Annotated in this window: 15 protein-coding genes; 9 read left to right on the forward strand and 6 right to left on the reverse strand. The window is 65.9% G+C overall.

Annotation, left to right across the window (positions count from 1 at the left end; translation table 11 throughout):
* Window positions 1-67: 67 nt before the first annotated feature.
* The gene (locus LB310_RS05880) at window positions 68-1,042 is read right to left on the reverse strand and encodes a CPBP family intramembrane glutamic endopeptidase (RefSeq protein WP_301154728.1); all 975 of its coding nucleotides are present in this window, start codon (window positions 1,040-1,042) and stop codon (window positions 68-70) included.
* A gap of 197 nt (window positions 1,043-1,239) precedes the next feature.
* Here LB310_RS05880 and LB310_RS05885 point away from each other — a divergent pair, with 197 nt between their 5' ends.
* From LB310_RS05885 to LB310_RS05905, 5 genes are read left to right on the forward strand one after another with little or no spacing between them, the layout of a single operon-like run.
* Window positions 1,240-1,989 (forward strand): ABC transporter ATP-binding protein, encoded by a 750-nt coding sequence (locus LB310_RS05885; protein WP_278806245.1) that lies wholly within the window; start codon window positions 1,240-1,242, stop codon window positions 1,987-1,989.
* Between the two features lie 12 nt (window positions 1,990-2,001).
* A complete protein-coding gene (locus LB310_RS05890) occupies window positions 2,002-3,591 on the forward strand; it encodes a hypothetical protein (RefSeq protein WP_301154729.1) in 1,590 nt (529 codons plus the stop codon).
* Between the two features lie 51 nt (window positions 3,592-3,642).
* The gene (locus tag LB310_RS05895) at window positions 3,643-3,975 is read left to right on the forward strand and encodes a DUF1648 domain-containing protein (protein ID WP_278806247.1); all 333 of its coding nucleotides are present in this window, start codon (window positions 3,643-3,645) and stop codon (window positions 3,973-3,975) included.
* A gap of 17 nt (window positions 3,976-3,992) precedes the next feature.
* Entirely contained in the window at window positions 3,993-4,496 is a 504-nt protein-coding gene (locus LB310_RS05900) for a GntR family transcriptional regulator (RefSeq protein ID WP_278806248.1), read from the forward strand.
* A gap of 7 nt (window positions 4,497-4,503) precedes the next feature.
* On the forward strand, window positions 4,504-5,628 hold the full coding sequence (locus LB310_RS05905; RefSeq protein ID WP_301154730.1) for a DUF1648 domain-containing protein: 1,125 nt from the start codon (window positions 4,504-4,506) through the stop codon (window positions 5,626-5,628).
* Between the two features lie 158 nt (window positions 5,629-5,786).
* Here LB310_RS05905 and LB310_RS05910 read toward each other — a convergent pair whose 3' ends face one another.
* Window positions 5,787-7,787: a sodium:proton antiporter gene (locus LB310_RS05910; protein ID WP_301154731.1), complete on the reverse strand. Its 2,001-nt coding sequence runs from the start codon at window positions 7,785-7,787 to the stop codon at window positions 5,787-5,789.
* 156 nt (window positions 7,788-7,943) lie between these two features.
* On the opposite strand from LB310_RS05910, the gene LB310_RS05915 reads away from it, so the two are divergent.
* Window positions 7,944-9,830, forward strand: a complete 1,887-nt coding sequence (locus tag LB310_RS05915; RefSeq protein ID WP_301154732.1) for an ABC-F family ATP-binding cassette domain-containing protein — start codon at window positions 7,944-7,946, stop codon at window positions 9,828-9,830.
* Between the two features lie 78 nt (window positions 9,831-9,908).
* A complete protein-coding gene (locus LB310_RS05920) occupies window positions 9,909-10,550 on the forward strand; it encodes a DUF6198 family protein (RefSeq protein WP_301154733.1) in 642 nt (213 codons plus the stop codon).
* Between the two features lie 83 nt (window positions 10,551-10,633).
* Here LB310_RS05920 and LB310_RS05925 read toward each other — a convergent pair whose 3' ends face one another.
* Window positions 10,634-11,788, reverse strand: a complete 1,155-nt coding sequence (locus LB310_RS05925) for a helix-turn-helix domain-containing protein (RefSeq protein ID WP_301154734.1) — start codon at window positions 11,786-11,788, stop codon at window positions 10,634-10,636.
* A gap of 455 nt (window positions 11,789-12,243) precedes the next feature.
* Here LB310_RS05925 and LB310_RS05930 point away from each other — a divergent pair, with 455 nt between their 5' ends.
* Window positions 12,244-13,440 carry a winged helix DNA-binding domain-containing protein gene (locus tag LB310_RS05930; RefSeq protein WP_301154735.1) on the forward strand — a complete coding sequence of 399 codons (1,197 nt, stop codon included), beginning with the start codon at window positions 12,244-12,246 and terminating at the stop codon, window positions 13,438-13,440.
* Between the two features lie 389 nt (window positions 13,441-13,829).
* Complete coding sequence (locus LB310_RS05935; protein ID WP_301154736.1) at window positions 13,830-14,621, forward strand: HAD family hydrolase; 792 nt, start codon at window positions 13,830-13,832, stop codon at window positions 14,619-14,621.
* A 217-nt stretch (window positions 14,622-14,838) separates the two neighbouring features.
* Here the strand turns inward: LB310_RS05935 and LB310_RS05940 are convergent, their stop codons facing one another.
* The 3 genes from LB310_RS05940 to LB310_RS05950 form a co-directional block, all read right to left on the reverse strand.
* A complete protein-coding gene (locus LB310_RS05940) occupies window positions 14,839-16,299 on the reverse strand; it encodes a cation:dicarboxylase symporter family transporter (protein ID WP_301154737.1) in 1,461 nt (486 codons plus the stop codon).
* 112 nt (window positions 16,300-16,411) lie between these two features.
* A complete protein-coding gene (locus LB310_RS05945) occupies window positions 16,412-17,065 on the reverse strand; it encodes a TetR/AcrR family transcriptional regulator (RefSeq protein WP_301154738.1) in 654 nt (217 codons plus the stop codon).
* Complete coding sequence (locus tag LB310_RS05950) at window positions 17,062-17,529, reverse strand: hypothetical protein (protein ID WP_301154739.1); 468 nt, start codon at window positions 17,527-17,529, stop codon at window positions 17,062-17,064. Before LB310_RS05950 ends, LB310_RS05945 begins: the two co-directional genes overlap by 4 nt.
* Window positions 17,530-18,089 lie beyond the last annotated feature (560 nt).

Consider the following 18,089-nt stretch of genomic DNA (forward strand, 5'->3'; position numbering starts at 1 on the left):
CCCGTTTTTCGTTATGCCAGGGTCGGATGTTTCACGTAAAACATCCGTTCGTGTGCTAGCCGTTGGGCTACGCCTTAGGAGCGCGAGCCAGGTCGGCCTTCGTCACGTCATCGGGCAGTCCCGCCTTCGGCATGTCGAGCGTGCCCTCCTTTTCGCGACGATGCAGGTCGCGCAGCATGAAGGCCGCCACGACGACGAAGGCGCTGCCGCCGATGATGCCGACGGGCAGGGGGCCGACGAAGGGGTTGCCGCCCGTCACCGAGAACAACAGCGCCGCGCTCACGAAGCCGTTGATCGCTCCGTGGCCGATGGCCGCCGCCAGACAGCTGCCCGTGCGCACGGTGACGTACGTGAGGAAGATGCCGACGACGATGCAGAACAGGCACATGGCCGCTATGCCGCCGATGGGCCAGGTGGGATAGCCGGTGCCGTAGTTATGCCCGATGATGGTGAGCGGTGCGTGCCAGAGCCCCCAGATGACGCCCGTGACCAGCAGCGTGGGGACGATGCGCAGATGCGTTGACACCTTCGGCACGAGGTAGCCGCGCCATCCCCATTCCTCGCCGAACGTCGTGAAGATGTTGAGCACGGGCGCTAGGAAGATGGCGAACGGTAGCTGAGCGAGCAGCATCATGGTGATGGTATCGGCGGGCAGCTCGGCGCCGGTCGCCGCTGCCTGTTGCTGCGTCGAGGCGACGAAGGCGCTCATGGAAGGGTCGAAGTCCTGCGGGAACACGAGGAAGTACACGGCTGCGCCGATGACGGACAGGACGGCCGGCCCGAACCAGGCGACGGCGAACCACGGAAGCGACTTCTTGAACCCGCGCGGTTTGACGACGCTGTTCTTGAACCCCTCCCGTGTGACGAGGCGCGTTACGATCACGCCGATGGTGGGGAAGAACATGGCCGCCCCGGTGACGAACTGCGCCGCGACCGGCGGGATGCCGGTGAGCGCCCCCGACGACGCCGGGTACACCACCCCGAACTCGTACGCCCATGTCAAGGCGAAGGTGACCGCCAAAAAAATCGCTATGCGCCTCATGGTCGTGCTCCCCTTCTCTCTTCATCGCCGGGGTGCTTCACGCGAAGTGTCAGTTCGTGCAAACGGATGTTTCGCGTGAAGCACCCCGGCGTGCGAGCGTATGCTTCCGAGCAATCGATCGCAAATACGCCCCTTGCATCTTTGTTCCATCTGTTATAGCATAAATATAACAAACAGGCAAGTAAAGGAAAATCGGCATGGCATCTCCGGTATTGTCAGTCAACCATGTGGTGAAGAAGTTCGGTGCGAAGCGCGCAGTGGATGACGTGACCCTCGACGTCATGCCGGGGGACATCTTCGGCTTCGTCGGTCACAACGGCGCAGGCAAAACCACGCTCATCCGCGCCATCGTGGGCGTCACGGGCTTCGACGAAGGCGACATCCGCATTGCCGGGCAATCGGTGCGCACCGACGCGCTCGCTTGCAAGCGCGTCACGGCCTATGTGCCCGACAACCCCGACATCTACGAGTTCCTCACGGGCATCCAGTACCTGAACTATATCTCGGACATCTTCCAGGTGCCCGCCGACGTGCGCGAGGCCCGCATTCGGCAGTGTGCCGATCGCTTGGACCTCACCTCCGCATTGGGCGACCTCGTGTCCTCGTACTCTCATGGCATGCGTCAGAAGCTCGTGCTCATCGGCGCGCTCGTGCACGAGCCAACGCTGCTTGTGCTGGACGAACCCTTCGTCGGCCTCGATCCCGAGGCGTCCTTCCAGGTGAAGGAGATGCTCCGCGAGCTGGCCGACGGAGGCGCGGCCGTGTTCTTCTCGAGCCACGTGCTGGAAGTGGTGGAGAAGCTCTGCGACAAGGTGGCCATCATCAAGCAGGGGCAGTTGCGGGCGTGCGGTCGCACGGCCGAGGTTGTGGGCGACGAGAGCCTGGAAGACGTGTTCCTCGACATGATCGACCGCAGCGCGGCCGCTTCGGCCGCCGGCGCGCGGTAGGGGGCGGTAAGCATGCGCTCGTTCATCCTTCTGCTGAAAATCCAGCTGTTGGGGCTTTTCGGCATCAACAAGACGCTGCACGCCGACCCGGCTAAGGCGAGGCGCACCTTGGCGCTCGATGCGTTGGCCGTGGCGGCCATCGTGCTATTCGCCGCGGCGTACTCGTCGGGCGTCGCGCAGGCGCTCGTGCAGATGGGGCTGCCCGAGGCCATCCCGCTTGTCGCGGTGCTCGTGGGCGCCGTTGCCGGCGCGGTGGCGGCGTTCCTCAAGACGAACGGCGTGCTGTTCAGCTTCAAGGACTACGATCTGGTGATGTCGCTGCCGGTGCCCACCTCGTCGGTGGTGCTCTCGCGCATCGCGTCGCTGTACGCCATGAGCTTGGCGTTCGGTCTGCTGGCGATGGTTCCGGCGTTCGCCGTGTACGCGGCGAACGCAAGCGTGACCGCGGCGGGCGTCGCGTGCATGGCGCTTTCGGTGGTGCTGGCGCCACTGCTTCCGCTGGCCGTGGCCATCGTGCTGGCGGTGCTCATCGCCGCGGTGTCGGCGCGCTTCAAGCATGCGAACGTCGTGGTGATCGTGCTTACTCTGGCGGCCACGCTCATCGCGGTGTTCGGATCACTGGCGTTCTCGTCGCAGGCCGACGACATGGCGGCCATGACGGCGCTCGGCACCGAGCTCGTGGCCCAGCTTGCTGCCGCATTTCCCCCGGCGGCATGGGCGACGGCCGGCATCGTGGAGGGCGATCTCGGGCAGTTCCTGGCGTTCGCCGCCGTGAACCTCGTGGCGGCGTGCGCGGTGCTTGCGCTCGTCGTGCGCCTGTTCGTGCCGGTAAACTCGATGCTCATGTCATCGCGCCCTCGTGGGACGTTCTCTTTCGACGGCAAGGGTGCTGCGGCGGCGAAGGCGGGCTCCCCGCTGCGGGCCCTCATGGCGAAGGAGGTGCGCCTTCTCGTGGCCACGCCCATCTACTTCATGAACGCCTGCATCGGCTATGTGCTCGTGCTGGTGGCGGCCATCGCCGTGGCGGCGGGGACGCTCACGGGCGCGCTTTCGCTCGACCTGCTGCCGCCCGAGCTGGCCCCTGCCATCGGGCTCGTGCTCCCGTGGGGCCTGGCGTTCTTCTGCAGCATCTCGTCCACCACGGCCGCGTCGGTGTCGCTCGAGGGCTCTTCGCGCTGGCTCATGCTGACGGCGCCCGTGCCGCCGTCGACCGTGCTGTGGTCGAAAGCGGCGGTGAACCTGGCGATCGGCCTGTCGTTTTTGCTGGTCTCGGCCGTGCTCGTGGCAGTTTCGCTGCCGCTCGACGCGCTGTCCGTCGCCGCGCTGTTCGCGGTGCCGTCGGCATCGTGCCTGCTGGCCACGAGCTTGGGTCTGGCTATGGATGCCCGTCGGCCGCGCTACGACTGGACCACCGTGTACGAGCCGGTGAAGCGCGGCATGCCGGTGTTCGTGGTTGTCTTCGCCGGCATGGGCCTCGTGGCGGTGGGCATGGCGGCGGCGTTGTTCCTGGGCCAGGCGGGATCGCTGCTGGCGGCGTGCGCGGTGGCTGCGGTGTCGGCCGCGCTCTACCGCAGCACGGCGAAACGCGGGCTTTCCGCGTGAATCGGCGCAGGAGGCGGAAGCATCATCGAAGAGAGGGCGAAAGGCGGTATCATGGGAGCAAGGGAAAACGGGACGCGCAATCGGGGCACGGTGCTCGAAGGACGCAGCGGGCTCGTGGCGGCAATCGCGCTGGGAATCGCGGCAGTCGCGTTGGCCGTAGCCCAGTGGGTGCTGCTGCCTGAACAGGTGGCGACGCACTTCGGCATCACGGGAGACGTGAACGGTTGGTCGCCGAAGTGGTTCCCCGTCCTGCTTTCAGCGGGCCTGGGGCTGTTCGGCTCGGTGTGGCTGGGCGTTTCGCGCGAGAAGCTGGGGCTGCTGTTGGCCGGCATCGGCTTGCTGATCGGGGTCATCGACCTCGCGGTGAACGGGTTGCTGATGTAGCGAAGGAGGGAGCCGTAATGATCATCCGCATTGACCAGAAGGCGGAGGAGCCGCTGTACCTGCAGATTCGCAGCCAGATCATCGCGGCCATCGCGCGCGGCGAGCTGGTTCCCGGCGCCGCGCTGCCATCCGTGCGGTCGCTCGCCAGCGACTTGGGAATCAACCTGCACACGGTGAACAAGGCTTACGCGGTGCTGCGCGACGAGGGCTACGTGCTCATGCGCGGCCGCAGCGGCGCCTACATCGCCGACCCCTGCGAGGACGATCGGGCCGATCGTGCGCAGATCGAGCTGGCGAAGATGGAGGACAGCCTGTTCGAGCTCGCGCTCGCACACCGGGCGCGCGGCGGCACGCGCGGCGAGTTTCTGGAATGCGCGAGCGCCCAGGCTGCCCGCGCCTACGCCGCCCTCGAGCGCGCCGATGCCGACCCCGTGCTATCCACCCAGGCTGCGCGGGCGGCCGGAGCCGGCAGGCTTCCCATCGAGGCCGGTTTCGCCCCTGCTTGCGGAAAGGACGCGTGACGCGCCCATGGAGGGAAACGCAACCGAGTTCGCTGCGACGATGCTTGCCTTCACCGTCGCGCTCGTGCCCTTGACGGGCATCATGACCATCGTAACGCCGTTCCTCATGAGGCGTGGCGAGGTGTTCGCCGTCACCGTGCCCGACACGGCGGCGCACGACCCCTACCTGCGTCGGCTCAAGCGGTGCTACGCCCTGATCATGTCCGCTCTTACCGCCGTGCTCACCGCGGTAGGCGCTTTCGGGGCGTTCACGGGCGATGCCGGTTTGGCGTTGGCCGTACTGTGCGTGGGCATGCTGCTGCTGTGCGTCGGAAGCTATGGCCTCATGCTGTATTTCCGGGCGAAGGTGCAGTCCTACAAGAAGGAGCAGGGCTGGCAGGCCAGCGCACGTGAGTCGGTGGCCGTGGTGGGCGACGCGCCCGTGCCGCGCGCGGTCTCGCTCAAGTGGAACCTGCTGTACCTGCCCGTCATTGCCGTGACGCTGGCCATCGGCGCCGTCGGGTACGCGCAGATGCCCGACTTGATCCCGCAGCACATGAACTTTCAGGGCGAGGTGACGGAGTACATGGAGAAAACCCCGTTCACCATACTGGTTCCTGCGCTCATTGTGGCGTTCGTGGCGGCCTGCATGGCGTTTGCGCACTGGACCATCCTGCGCTCGAAGAGGCCGTCGAACCCGTCCGCACCTGCCACCTCGGCGCTGGCCTACGGCATGTTCGCGCGCGCCCAGAGCATCTTGCTGGTGGCAGGCGGCCTGGCTCTCAGCCTGCTGGGCCCCGTCATGGAGCTTTCGTTCATCGGCGTGATAGGGTTGGAGCAGGCAGGCGTGTTCGTGGTGGCCTTGGCGCTGGTGATAGTGGTGGGCTCCATCGTTATCAGCCTGGTTTACGGCCAGGGAGGCTCTCGCGTGTTCTCGCGCATGGCCGCTTCCGAAAGGCTGCTGGCCGACGACGACGAACACTGGAAGCTGGGCGTGTTCTACTACAATCCCGACGACGCCAGCCTGTTTCTGCCCGAGCGCTTCGGCATCGGTTGGACCATGAACTGGGCCCGTCCTGCTGTCTGGGCTATCATGCTTGCCGGTCTCGTGCTCACGGTGGCTTTCGTGGTGGTCGTGATGATGCTGATGTAAGGAGGCACGGAAGGTCGGTTGGAAGAGGAAGGTCCTTTCGGACGGGTTGAACCTCGCTCTTGAGGGCGGCAATGCGTCGAATGCGGGAACCGGGCGCCTTGGCTCGAAAAGCGCCGAAAGCCCTCATCGCCGACGACGGCGTTCCCCGCCTGGTATTCCTACAGGTTGTCTTCCAGGTCCATCTGCATGAGGGCCACGTTCTCGCGCAAGCGCTTGTACGAGGCGCGGGGTAGCGATCCGTCCTCGTACCTCGACTGGATGGCCTCGAGTTCGAGCCGCAGGCCCTCGCGCTTGATATCCGCCGCTTTGTCCACGGAGGTGGCGATTGCGGTGATGGAAGGGTTCGCTGCACGTGCCGTCTGCACGAGGCGCTGGTATTCCAGCAAGAGCGCGCTTAAGTGCTCGGCAGGTTCCTCGGACGTCGGGGAGGCCAGTTCCGCCTTCAGCTTCTCTATGACATGCTCGTTGCTGTGAACGCGGAGGTCGCGCTCGGCCTGGACGCGCTCGGCAAGGTCGTCCCCGGGCAGTGCCTCAACGAGCCGGTGCCAGCCCGCATGCGCGAGCGTGCGCAGGCGCAGGTAGACGATCTGCAGCGATATGCGGTCGGCATGGTGCTTCAACAAGTTCTCCGTGCGCGAGAGGCGCTTGAGGTATCGGTATCCTGCCAGCTCGTCGACTTCTTCGCGTTCTAGAAGACCGAGCACGAAGTCGTGCTCCCATCGGTTTGCCCGAAGACGCAGCGGGGTCATGGACTCGTTCGTTAGGTCGCTCTTGTTCTTCAAATGCGCGATGCGCTCGTTGTAGGCGCGGATGACCATCTGGGTGGCGGCACGGTTCTCGCTGGTCTGGCGCGCAGTCAGCTCTTCCACTACCGAGCGGAGCATCTCGATGCTGGCCTGCTCTTCGTCGAATCGCTCTTCGTCGTCGGATTCTTTCTTCGGGGCTATCAGCGGCACCACGAACGTTGCCAGCAGCATGGTTACCACGATTACGCCGCATGCCAGGAACAGCAGCAGCTCACGTTGGGGGATGGAGAACGGTATGGTGAACGCCACGGCCAGCGTGATGGTGCCCTTCGGCCCGGCCAAGGTCATGATGGCCGTTGACCGCAGCTCGTCGATGGTCATGCGGCCGGTGCGCTGCCGGTGGAGCCGTTCCATGGCGAACACCCATACGAAGCGGACGGCGAGCATGAGCGCCGTGATACCCAGGATGTAGCCAATGAGCACGCCGTTGTCGATGGTGACGTTCTCCCAGGTGCGCTGCATGGCGCGGGGGAGCTGTGTGCCCAGGAGCACGAAGACGATGCCGTTGAGGGCGAAGGCCAGCACGCGCCAGACGCTTGTCGACACGATGTTCATGCGCGACACGGAAGGTCCGATGGTGCGCGGCGACACGACGTTCAGAATGCCGGCAGCCACCACGGCGATGATGCCGCTCGTGCCAAGGGCGTTGGCCACGAGGTACACGATGAACGGCACGAACACCTCGAACAGCACATGGAACGTCGTGTTCTCGAGCCCCCACGAACGCACGCGTCGCACGATGAAGTTGCCCAGGTAGCCCAGCGCCACGCCCACGAGGATGCCGCCTAGGAAGGCGAAGAAGAAGTTCGCCGTGGCACCGACGAGCGAGAACGTGCCCGTGACGGCGGCGGCGATGGCGAACTGGAACGACACGATGCCCGAGGCGTCGTTTATGATGGACTCGCTTTCCAGGATGTTGCGGGATCGCGCGGGAATCTTCACCTGCTTGGCCAGGGAGGCGACGGAAACGGCGTCAGTCGGCCCGAGCGCCGCGCCCAAGGCGAACGCCGCGGCCAACGGGATTGAGGGCACCAGCCATTTGACGGCGAATCCCACGATGAGCGCCGAGGCGATGACCAGCCCCACGGCCAGCGACAGCACGGGGCGCTTGTTTTCCCAGAGGGCCTGCTTGTCGAGGTTCTTGGCCTCGTCGTACAGAAGTGGGGCTATGAGCAGAACCAAGAACAGGTTCGGATCGAGATCGATGTTGATCTGCGTGCCCATCACCACGGCGATGGCCAGGCCCAGCCCGATCTGGATGAGGGGCGACGACACCTTGGGCACGAGCTGGTCGATGACGGACGAGAGCAGCACCGCTGCCAGCATCAGCAGGGAGAGTTCGAGGAGTTCCACTGAAACGCCTCCTTCGGAAATGTTCGGGCTCGTTTTTATTGTAACGTAACCGTTCGTTGACGCCGCCGGCGTACGTGCAGTTTTGCGAATGGGAACGCCGTACCCGCACAGTTTCGCTATCATGGGAGCGAACGTGCGAATGCGAAGGATGGATACATGGCGTTTCTGCTGGGTTGCGAGAAGGTGCGGGTGGAATTCCCCACGAAGACGGTGTTCGACAGCGTGTCTCTGGGCGTGGAGGAGGGCGACCGCATTGGCATCGTGGGCCGCAACGGCGACGGGAAGTCCACGCTGCTGAACCTGCTGGCCGGCACGTTGGACCCCGACGACGGGCGCGTGCTGAAGAACGGCACGGTGCACGTGGGGGTGCTGGGCCAGGCCGACGCGCTGTCCGACGACGACACCGTCGAGCGCGCCGTGGTGGGCGACCTGCCGGAGTATCAGTGGGCGGGCGACGCGCGCATCCGCGACATCATCGCGGGGCTGGCCTCGGACATACCGTGGGACGCGCGCGTGGGCACGCTGTCCGGCGGGCAGCGCCGCCGGGTGGACCTTGCGCGGCTGCTCATCGGCGACTGGGACGTGCTGGCGCTCGACGAGCCAACGAACCACTTGGACGTGCGTGCCATCACCTGGCTGGCGGAACATTTGAAGACGCGTTGGAGGCAGGGCGCAGGTGCGCTTTTGGTGGTGACTCACGACCGCTGGTTCCTCGACGAGGTGTGCACGCGCATGTGGGAGGTGCACGACCGCGTGGTCGACCCGTTCGAGGGCGGCTTCTCGGCCTACATCATGCAGCGCGTGGAGCGCGACCGTTTGGCGGCGCTGGCCGAGCAGAAGCGTCAGAACGACCTGCGCCGCGAGCTGGCCTGGCTCTCGCGCGGGGCGCGGGCGCGCGCGACAAAGCCGAAGTTCCACGTGGCCCTGGCCCAGGAGCTCATCGCCGACGTTCCGCCGCTGCGCAACGAGCTGGAGCTCAAGCGCATGGCCATGGCGCGCCTGGGCAAGCAGGTGGTGGACTTGGAGCACGTGACCGTGCGCTTCAACGGCGGGGACGGCTCCGGCCGCGCCGTGCTGGACGACGTGGACTGGATCATCGGCCCCGGCGACCGCTACGGCATCGTCGGCGAGAACGGCGCGGGCAAAACAACGCTTCTGCGGGTGGTCCAAGGTTTGCAGAAGCCCAGCGCCGGCCTGGTGAAGATAGGTAAAACGGTGCGCTTCGCCGTACTGTCGCAGCATTTGGACGACCTGGCGCGCTTCGGCGACGACCGCGTGCGGCAGGTGGTGGGCCGCTACAGCCGCCGCACCATGCTCGACGGCAAGGAGATGACGCCGGGCCAGCTGCTGGAGAAGCTGGGCTTCACGCGCGCCGACCTGAACGAGCCCGTGAGCGATCTGTCGGGCGGCCAGAAGCGCCGGCTGGCGCTCATGCTCATCCTGCTGGACGAGCCGAACGTGCTCATCCTCGACGAGCCGGGCAACGACCTGGACACCGACATGCTGGCCTCGGTGGAGGACCTGCTGGACGGCTGGCCGGGCACGCTGCTGCTGGTCACGCACGACCGCTACCTTATGGAACGTGTGACCGACCACCAGTTCGCCCTGCTTGACGGCAAGCTGCGCCACCTCCCTGGTGGCGTGGACGAGTACCTGCGGCTGACGGAACGCGCGACCGGTGCCTCCCAGGGTGCCCAAAGCGGCCGCGCATCCGGTGACCTTTCCTCTCGGACGGCCGATCGCGTCGTAGGCCAAAGACCCCAGCGCGCCGCCGATCAGGGTGACTCCGAAGTCGAAGGCGCCTCCGGACCCCGTCTCACCGGCGGCGAGATTCGCACGCTGCGCAAGCTCATGCAGTCGAACGAGCGCAAGACGGAGACGCTCAACGGCAAGATAGAGGACGTGCGCGCCCAGATGGCCGCCGCCGATCCGAGTGACTTCACTGCTCTCGGCGATTTCCAAGCGCAGATCAACGACTTGCAATCCCAAGTGGGCGCCCTTGAGGAAGAGTGGCTCGAAGCCGCCGAGAAGCTAGGCGAGTAGCATGCCCTCGGAAGCCGTGCGCGCCGCCGACGAGCCGGCTGGCAAGCCTGCGGTGAAGCGGCCGCTTCGCCGTCGCTCGTGCTTCCGGCCGAGCTGGCGTGGGCGGTCTACTTCCTGCTCATCCCCTTGGGCGTGGCTGCCATGGCGCATGCCGACGTGGGCCTCGTGCCGGCCGCCGCGCTGCCGTTCGCGCTCAACGCCATAGCGCCCCAGGTGAGCTACGGCGTGTGGTACGTCGTGTTCCAGATCGGGCTCATCGCCGTCCTGTGCGCTGTTCGGCGGACGCTCGACTGGCGCTACCTCGTGTCGTTTCTGGTCTGCGCTGTGGGCGGGGTGCTCATCGACTTCAACGGGTCGTGGATGAACGACCTGTTCCCAGTAGAGTCGCTTGCGCTGTCGTGCCTGTGGTTCGTCGGCGGTTTCGCCGTCGTGGCCGTGACCGTGTACTTCTGCACGCGCTGCCAGCTGCCCGTCATGCCCATCGACACGTTTCCGCGCGATCTGTGCGCGGCCATCGGCCAGTCTTACGCCCGCGTGAAGGTATGGTTCGACGTCGTGACGCTGCTCGCAACCTGCGCTATCGGCCTTGTCGGCGGCGGTGCGCTGTTCGGCATCAACGTGGGCACGGTCGTGTCCGCCTTGCTCATGGGCCGATCGATCGGCCTTGTCCAGCGCATCATGGACAAGCGCGTGGCCTATCGCAAGCACCTGCCGCTCTAGGGGGGACGGAAGGGCGCAGGCGGTGCTGCGGGACGGCGCCGCATTCCTTCCGTCCGAAACGGCGCTTGCCCTCTAGAGCGGCGCTACTTCCATGCGGGCTGGTCGGGGGAGCCTTCCGGCTGCTCGGGACCGCGCGCCCAGGGGTCTTCCTTGGCGTCGGCCTGCGCGTACTTCAGCCAGGCGTCCTCCTGCTTCGCTTCGGCGATCCAGTCGTCCTGCGACTTGCCCAACACGCTGCCGACCATCCACACGATGCCGCACAGGATGCCACCCACCATGAACGCGATCCAGCTGACGGCGAACCCACCCTGACCGGCGCGGATGGCGTCCTTCAGGGCGTGCTTGTCGAGACCATCCCAGCCGCCCACCTGGTCGAACAGCGGCACGAGGCCCCAAACCAGGAACACGATCAGGGCGAGCAACATGATACAGCCGCAGATCACGCCCATGACGCGCTCGGCGCGCACCCGCTCGGGCGACTTCACCACGGCGGTAGGCGGCAGATCAGCGCCGAGGTTCTGGCGGTGGGCGATGTAGGTGAGCTCGGACAGCTCGTACTTCGACTTCTGCATGGTAGCCCAGATGAGCGTGCCCACGGCGACGGCGAGGACGAACATGAACGGTGCGACGATCAGTTCGTCCAAACGGATGCCACGCACGAGATCGAGCGAGCTGTCGTCAGGCGAGAGACCGATGAGCATGATCACGTCGAGCAGGATAAGTCCCACGCCGCCGGCGATGAGCAGGGGGAAGCGACGGCTGAACCGCTCGAGAACATCGGCGGCGTAGCGCGGCTCGATGGCGGGGTTGCGGCGCTTGAACTCGCCATGGTTAAGGCTGCCCACGATGAGGGCGACCACGCCCACCACCACGAACGACAAGAGCGCGACAGTCTGGATGTTGCTCGGCCATCCGAGGGCGTCTAGGAGCACCTGCACGCCCACGCCCATGAGGATGCACGCCACCCCGAGCGCTATCGATAGGTCGAAGCGGTTCATATGGTGGTCGTAGCGCTCGGTGTCGTTCTCCTTCGCCACGTGCACGCTTCCGCGCATGAGGTCGTCGAGGTTCGTGTGGAACAGGTCACAGAGCGCCAGCAGCTTATCCATCTCGGGATAATTCGTACCGGCTTCCCATTTGCTGACGGTTTGGCGCGACACGCCCAGCTGCTCGGCAAGGCCCTCCTGCGTCACGCCGTAATGCTGGCGCAGGTAGACGAGGTTGTCGGCGAAGCTCATGGTAGGTTCCTTTCGTTGTTGGTAGGTATCATACCCGAACGGTGCGGCAGCGAAGTTGTGGTGTGCGATCTCGCCGCTTCGGGCAGGGCGCGAACGACGGGCCCGATTGGATTCGTCGTTCGCACGCTGCCTTTCCGTGGCGGGCGAGTGTGCCAGCCCTCCGTGGTGGAGCGGGCTGGCCTGCGTTCCGCATGCACTCCCTTTCGGTGCTTCTATCATGCGGTTGCAGGGCCGCCCGCTCCACCACTTTGATGGTGCGTTTTGCTTTTTTTCGCGCACGCTGAGGTTGCGGAAGCTATGAGCTGGGGTTTTACTAAGCTTTGTCGTGGCGCTTTCATCCGGCGGCAAGCGCTCGGCGACGCATTCTGCCGCCACAGGAGGCACCCTATTTGGTATGGTGCAGAAAACGGTGCGAAAAACGGGTGGCGAAAGAGAGCCGCGAAAGGGATGGTCGCATGGCAAAGTCGGAGCCGAGCATGGAGTTGAACGTGGAGCAGGTGCGGAACTTCAGGCTTCACGCGCACCATCTGGACACGTTCTACGATAAGGCCGATGTGCTCGCGGCGGTCGGCGTCTGCGGCATGCAGAACACGCCGCCCGGTGCGTGGGAAGCTGCGCTCTTCAACCGCGTGCCCGCGTGCAAGGCGGCCGACCGCGATCGCCTGCTGCTGGAGGAGCGCTCGCTCGTGCAGGCGTGGAGCTTCCGCGGCACTCCCGTCGTGTTTCCGACGGCCGACAGCGCCGCGTTCCTGTCGGCGCTTGCGGCGGAGGGCGGAGAACCCTGGATCTACACGCGGGGCATCGGGCTGGTGCTCGACTTTCTGGGCGTGGGGTTCGACGAGCTGCTGGTCTTGCTGGAGCAGGTCATGCCACAGCTGGACGGGCGGACGGTGACCGGCAAGACATCGCTCGACCAAACGCTGGCCGCGTGGATGGAGCCTCTTCTGCCCGTGCAGAAACGCTCCTTGTGGAACGAGCCGTCGATGTACGGCAGCCCCGACAAGCAGACGGTGGGCGGCGCAGCGGTGTCGTTCCTGCTGCGACCCTGCTCCTTCAAGGGTCTGGTGGTGTTCGGTGCGCGCGAGAGCGCAAGCCCCACGTTCACATCGTACCGCTCCTGGCTCGGCCGCCCCTTGGCGCCCGACGCGGACGCGTCCCGCAAACTCGTGCGGAAGTTCATCCACTGCTACGGGCCGACCACGGCCGACCGGCTGGCCGCGTGGTTGGGATGCTCCGGTGCTCAGGCGCGCCGCCTGTGGAAGGCTGCGGCCGACGAAATGGAGCCGGTGACGTTTCTGGGCAAGAAGGCTTTTGTGCTGTCCGCCGACCGGGAGCGGCTGCTCGCGCCGCAGTCGCTCGAGCGCGAGCTGCTGTTGTTAGCCGCGCACGACCCCTACCTCGACCAGCGCGACCGCGTCGTACTGCAACCGGACAAGGCGCTGCAGCGTCGGATATGGCGCACGGTGGCCAACCCGGGCGCCCTCGTGTACCGCGGCGAGGTGGTGGGAACGTGGACCGGCAAGAAGAGGGGCGCTGGCCTTGAGGTGCAGGCGAACTGGTGGACCGACGCCGTCGACGGCCGGAAGGTGCGCGCCCTCGCCGAGCAGTACGCCGCCTTCCGCGGTCTGGAGCTCACGGCGTTCGAGGGGTAACCCCCGGCCGTTCATTTGAAAGGGGAGTCTCGTTTACGGCGGATAGCAAGCGCAGCTGCTCTTTCATAAGAACGGCACCGCGGAAGGATGCTTGAGCGATCTTCGTTGCGGTGCCTCATGTTGCAGAGGGGCTTTTGCCTTTCTAGTTGTCGGCTTGTTCAAATTCCTGCAAAGTCTCGGTGGAGACACGGTGCCAAGCGGAAGTGGGCCGTACAATGGCCGAGAAAGCGGAAGCGGCGCGGCGTTCATTGGATGGTGGCGGGGTGTGCAGCGGGCAGCGTGGGATTCCGACGGCGAATTCCTGCGATGGCTCGTTTTGGCGATTGCCGACTCAGGCGGCGACAACCCTTCGCCCTTCGCACGGCCGCACCTCAACAAAGGAGGTTCCCATGCTCAAGCTCATCGCCAGCGACATGGACGGCACCATGCTCGACGCGAACGAGTGCGTGCCCGACGGCACGTACGAGCTCATCCTGCGCCTGCGGGAGAGGGGCGTGCGGTTCGCTGCCACGTCGGGGCGGCGCTTCGACACGCTGTGCGAGCTGTTCGAGCCCATCGTGGACCGCATGGACTTCGTGGCGTCGAACGGCGCGCAGGTCATCGTGGAGGGCGAGCTGGTTGACCTCGAGGTGTTCTCGCATGCGGCCGTGAAGCGGCTGGCGCGGGTGGTGAATATGTTCGACACCATGCACCTGGCGCTGTTCGACGAGACGCGCAGCTACCTCCTGGACGACGAGGCGCGCTTCGAGCGCGAGGTGGACAAGAACCTGCCGAATCCTGTGCGCGTGTATGCGGTGCCGTCGCCCCAGGTGAGCATCTTGAAGGCGTCGGTGTACTGCGACGAGGACGTCATGGACATGGCCTACATCCTCACGCGCGAGCTGGACGACGACTTCGTGTTCGCGCCGTCTGGCCGCAAGTGGATCGACGTCATGCAGCGCGGCGTGAGCAAGGCCACCGGTGTGAGCCAGGTGCTGGACGCCCACGGCATCCGGGCCGATGAGATGATGGCGTTCGGTGACTCCATGAATGACTACGAGATCCTGCGCATGGCCGGCACGAGCGTGGCCATGGGCAACGCGCGCTACGCCATCAAGCAGATAGCCGATAAGGTCATCGGCACGAACGTGGACCACGGCGTGCAGGACGAATTGCGGAGGATGTTGGAGGGGCTGGGCTAGGCTGCCAGGTTGGACGGCCGGTGCCGCAAGCCGTATCCCGTTCGATTGAATGTGGCAGAAAATTTGACTTAGGGCAGAGATTCAGACGGTTTGGATGAGGCCAGGGGTTCCTTTGCCGCCATAATCCCAGTTCGGATTTTTCGACGAGAACTTCGTCGTGCCCTACCTCGATATTCTTGCCAAATTCTGCAGTCTGGAGGAAAGCGGGGGCAATCCCCTACATCCCCGCATGCCCCTCGCCGCTCACGCGCGCCTCGGGGTCGCGCAGCACCGCGCGGTCGAGGCCGCCCACCGCGTTCGACGCGGCGACGCCCGCCACCATGGAGTCGCTCACGTTGAGCGCGGTGCGCCCCATGTCGATGAGCGGCTCCACCGAGGCCAGCAGCCCCACGATCTCGATGGGCAGCCCCATGGTGCCCAGCACGATGAGCGAGGCGAACGTCGCGCCGCCGCCCACGCCCGCCACGCCCAGCGAGCTGATCACCACCACGGCCACGAGCCCCGCGACGAACGTGGGCGAGAACACGTCGATGCCCACCGTGGGCGCGATGATGGTGGCCAGCATGGCGGGGTAGATGCCCGCGCACCCGTTCTGCCCGATGGACATGCCGAAGCTGGCGGCGAAGTTTGCCGTGGCCTCGTCCACGCCCAGGGCGCGCGTCTGCGTCTCGATGTTCAGCGGCACGGCGCCTGCGCTCGACCGCGCCACGAACGCGAAGCTGAGCACGGGGAACGCCTTTCGCATGTAGGCGAGCGGGCTCACACGGTTCGCCAGCAGGATGAGGCAGTGCACCAGGAACATGAACGCGAGCGCCCCGTAGGACACGGCCACGAACTTGCCCAGGTCGAGGATGGCCGCGTAGTCGCTCGTGGCCATGACGTGCGCGATGAGCGCCAACACGCCGTAGGGCGTGAGCGCGAGCACCATGGACACGATGCGCATGACGATGCCGTACAGGCTGTCGACGAGCTGGCGGAAGAACGCGGCCTGCTCGCACGCGGCGGCGGTGGCGGCAGGGGGGACGTCGGCTGCGCCCTCGCCCCGGGCGCGCAGCTTGAGGTAGGCGATCCCTGTGATGGCGGCGAAGATGACCACGGCGATGGTGGACGTGGCGCGGCTTCCGGCCAGGTCGGCGAACACGTTCACGGGGATGAACGACAGGATCATCTGCGGCAGCGTGAGGTTCGCCACCTGCTGCTGGTCGGCTTGCAGGGCCTCGAGGCTCGCGGCGCTCGAGCCGGCGCCTGCGTCGGTGAAGCTCGCGCCCGCCAGGCCGGAGAGCACGACGGCGGCCCAGCCCGTGAGCGCCGCCACGGCCACGGTGCCCAGCAGCACTGTCACCACGACGGCGCTGATGCGGCCGAGGTTCTCCGTCACCTTGGTGCGGGTGAACGCGCCCACGATGGCCACGAACACGAGCGGCATCACGAGCATCTTCAAAAGCGCGATGTAGCCTTGGCCCACCACGGCCATCCAGTCGAGCGCCATGGAGGCGGCGTCGCTGCCGCGACCGAGCGCCAGCTGGATGCCCGCCCCTAACAGGATGCCCAGTCCCAGCGCCGTGAACACCCGCGGCGTGAAGCCGATGCCGCGCCGCTTCATCAGCCAGAGCGCCCCCAGCAGGACGGCGAACACGGCCAGGACGGCGAGGACGGGAAGCAGGGTTTCGAGCGGCATGGGCGATCAGCTTTCTGGACGGCAGCGCCCTCCAGTATGCCGCGCGCGCGAAGCCGTCCTGCCCTCCGCCGGCAACCGTCTCGCGACCGTTGCCGAACCGATTGCTCCCCGCCTATTCGGGCCCTTCCGCGTTCGGGGCGCACGCGTGGCGTTCGCCGAAGCGGATCACATGCTGTCGAGCGAGATCGACCAGGTGCTCGCGGGCGGCCGCGTCGGTCGCGCCGTCGGCAGCTTGGATGAGCATCATGAGCGGCGCGAAGAACTCCAGCGCCAGCATTTTCGGGTCGTCGCGCAGGAAAGCGCCCGATTCCACCATGGATGCGAACAACGTCTCCTGCCACGCGAGCGGCGCCTCGATGAAGTAGCGGCGGTACAGTGCGCCCAGCTCGGGCGTGCGATACTGCTCCACGGTGAGCATCTGCCGGAACAACGTGGCGAACTCGTCCTCGGTCCAGTAGCGAAACATCCCCTCGCCGAGGTCCGCCATCTGCGCGACCGGGGTAACCGCGTAGTCGCGCACCTGCTCGTCGACGCTGCCCTCCGGGAGCCCGATGGCGGCGGATGCCAGCTCGTATCGCTCGTCCATGCGCCTGACGAGCGCGTCCAGTATGGCCTGCTTGCAGGCGAAGTGCTTGTAGACCGACGCCGGCTGGATGCCGACGGCGGCTGCGATCTCGCGCATCCCGGTCGCCTCGAACCCGGCGCGGGCGAACAGGCGCAGCGATGCCTGCAGGATGTCCTCCTTGGTGTTGCGGCGGGGCGTCATGCGATGTCCTCCCAGGTGCGGAGCGCGTGCCAGCTCGCGGCCGTCTGCAGCACGCCGAGCGCCAGGTAGAATGCGGAGATGCCGTTCGGCATGAAGGCGAGCTCGAACGCGGTCCAGGCGATGAGCAGGACGCCTGCCGCGATTCCCCACCTATACGACGCCGCCCGCTTCCCGCGGAAGCGCAACGCGAGCGCGACGATATTCGGCGCGCCGTTCACCAGCGCGAGCGCCACTCCCGGCCACAACCACGTGGCGATGAGCGGCTCGGGCAAGGGCAGGACGCCCAGGAGCTCGATGGGCATGACGTCGTTCCAGCTGACGGGCAGGGCGACGAGCCCGCTCAGCGCCATGAACCCGCCGCACACGACGGAGCACGCGCCGTCGAACCAGTTCATGAACAGCGCGAACCCGCGCGAGACCCTTGCGAGGGGATGCGGCCTTCGTTCCTGCCGAGCCGTCGTCATGGGGCTCTCTTTCTCTCGTAAAGCTAACGAACGTTAGCCAATGGAAGCAGTTTAGCAAACGATCGTTAGCTTTGCAAGCTCGGAGACGGCGCTCTCCTTCCATGTGGTGGACGAAGCTAGGTATCTATGACAAAAAATGAATGAATAGTTCGCGATAAATCGAGCGGGTGGTTCGCGCCACCAAGAGCATGACACAGCAGGAGCTTGCCGACATACTGCAAACTCGCTCAATCATCGTGCTGTTTTCGTCATACTTCATATATCACGCAGCACGGTCTTCGCCTGGGCAGCCTCCATCGCGGGGTGGGGGTCGCACACGGTTGACGCGACCCGGCTGGCGCGGTATGCTGGCCGGCGTTGCAACCACCTCGCTGGAGGAACCAATGATACTTTGCAGGGCTGCCGCTCTGTGCGTGATCGCCGATGAAGCATCGCACGGAGCAGGGACGGACATAGTCATCGGCATCGGGAGGCGCGCCGCCTAAGGGCACGCCTCGTCTTCGATGCCGGGATGCCGGAAACCTTGAGCGCCGCGGATGGCTTCGTCCGCGGCGCTTTTT

Source organism: Gordonibacter sp. RACS_AR49 (genome assembly GCF_030418435.1).
GTDB lineage: Bacteria > Actinomycetota > Coriobacteriia > Coriobacteriales > Eggerthellaceae > Gordonibacter > Gordonibacter urolithinfaciens.

Coding starts and splice junctions, on each gene's coding strand:
- LB310_RS05880 (WP_301154728.1), bottom strand. CDS start 1,042: ATGAGGCGCATAGCGATTTTTTTGGCGGTCACCTTCGCCTTGACATGG.
- LB310_RS05885 (WP_278806245.1), top strand. CDS start 1,240: ATGGCATCTCCGGTATTGTCAGTCAACCATGTGGTGAAGAAGTTCGGT.
- LB310_RS05890 (WP_301154729.1), top strand. CDS start 2,002: ATGCGCTCGTTCATCCTTCTGCTGAAAATCCAGCTGTTGGGGCTTTTC.
- LB310_RS05895 (WP_278806247.1), top strand. CDS start 3,643: ATGGGAGCAAGGGAAAACGGGACGCGCAATCGGGGCACGGTGCTCGAA.
- LB310_RS05900 (WP_278806248.1), top strand. CDS start 3,993: ATGATCATCCGCATTGACCAGAAGGCGGAGGAGCCGCTGTACCTGCAG.
- LB310_RS05905 (WP_301154730.1), top strand. CDS start 4,504: ATGGAGGGAAACGCAACCGAGTTCGCTGCGACGATGCTTGCCTTCACC.
- LB310_RS05915 (WP_301154732.1), top strand. CDS start 7,944: ATGGCGTTTCTGCTGGGTTGCGAGAAGGTGCGGGTGGAATTCCCCACG.
- LB310_RS05925 (WP_301154734.1), bottom strand. CDS start 11,788: ATGAGCTTCGCCGACAACCTCGTCTACCTGCGCCAGCATTACGGCGTG.
- LB310_RS05930 (WP_301154735.1), top strand. CDS start 12,244: ATGGCAAAGTCGGAGCCGAGCATGGAGTTGAACGTGGAGCAGGTGCGG.
- LB310_RS05935 (WP_301154736.1), top strand. CDS start 13,830: ATGCTCAAGCTCATCGCCAGCGACATGGACGGCACCATGCTCGACGCG.
- LB310_RS05940 (WP_301154737.1), bottom strand. CDS start 16,299: ATGCCGCTCGAAACCCTGCTTCCCGTCCTCGCCGTCCTGGCCGTGTTC.
- LB310_RS05945 (WP_301154738.1), bottom strand. CDS start 17,065: ATGACGCCCCGCCGCAACACCAAGGAGGACATCCTGCAGGCATCGCTG.
- LB310_RS05950 (WP_301154739.1), bottom strand. CDS start 17,529: ATGACGACGGCTCGGCAGGAACGAAGGCCGCATCCCCTCGCAAGGGTC.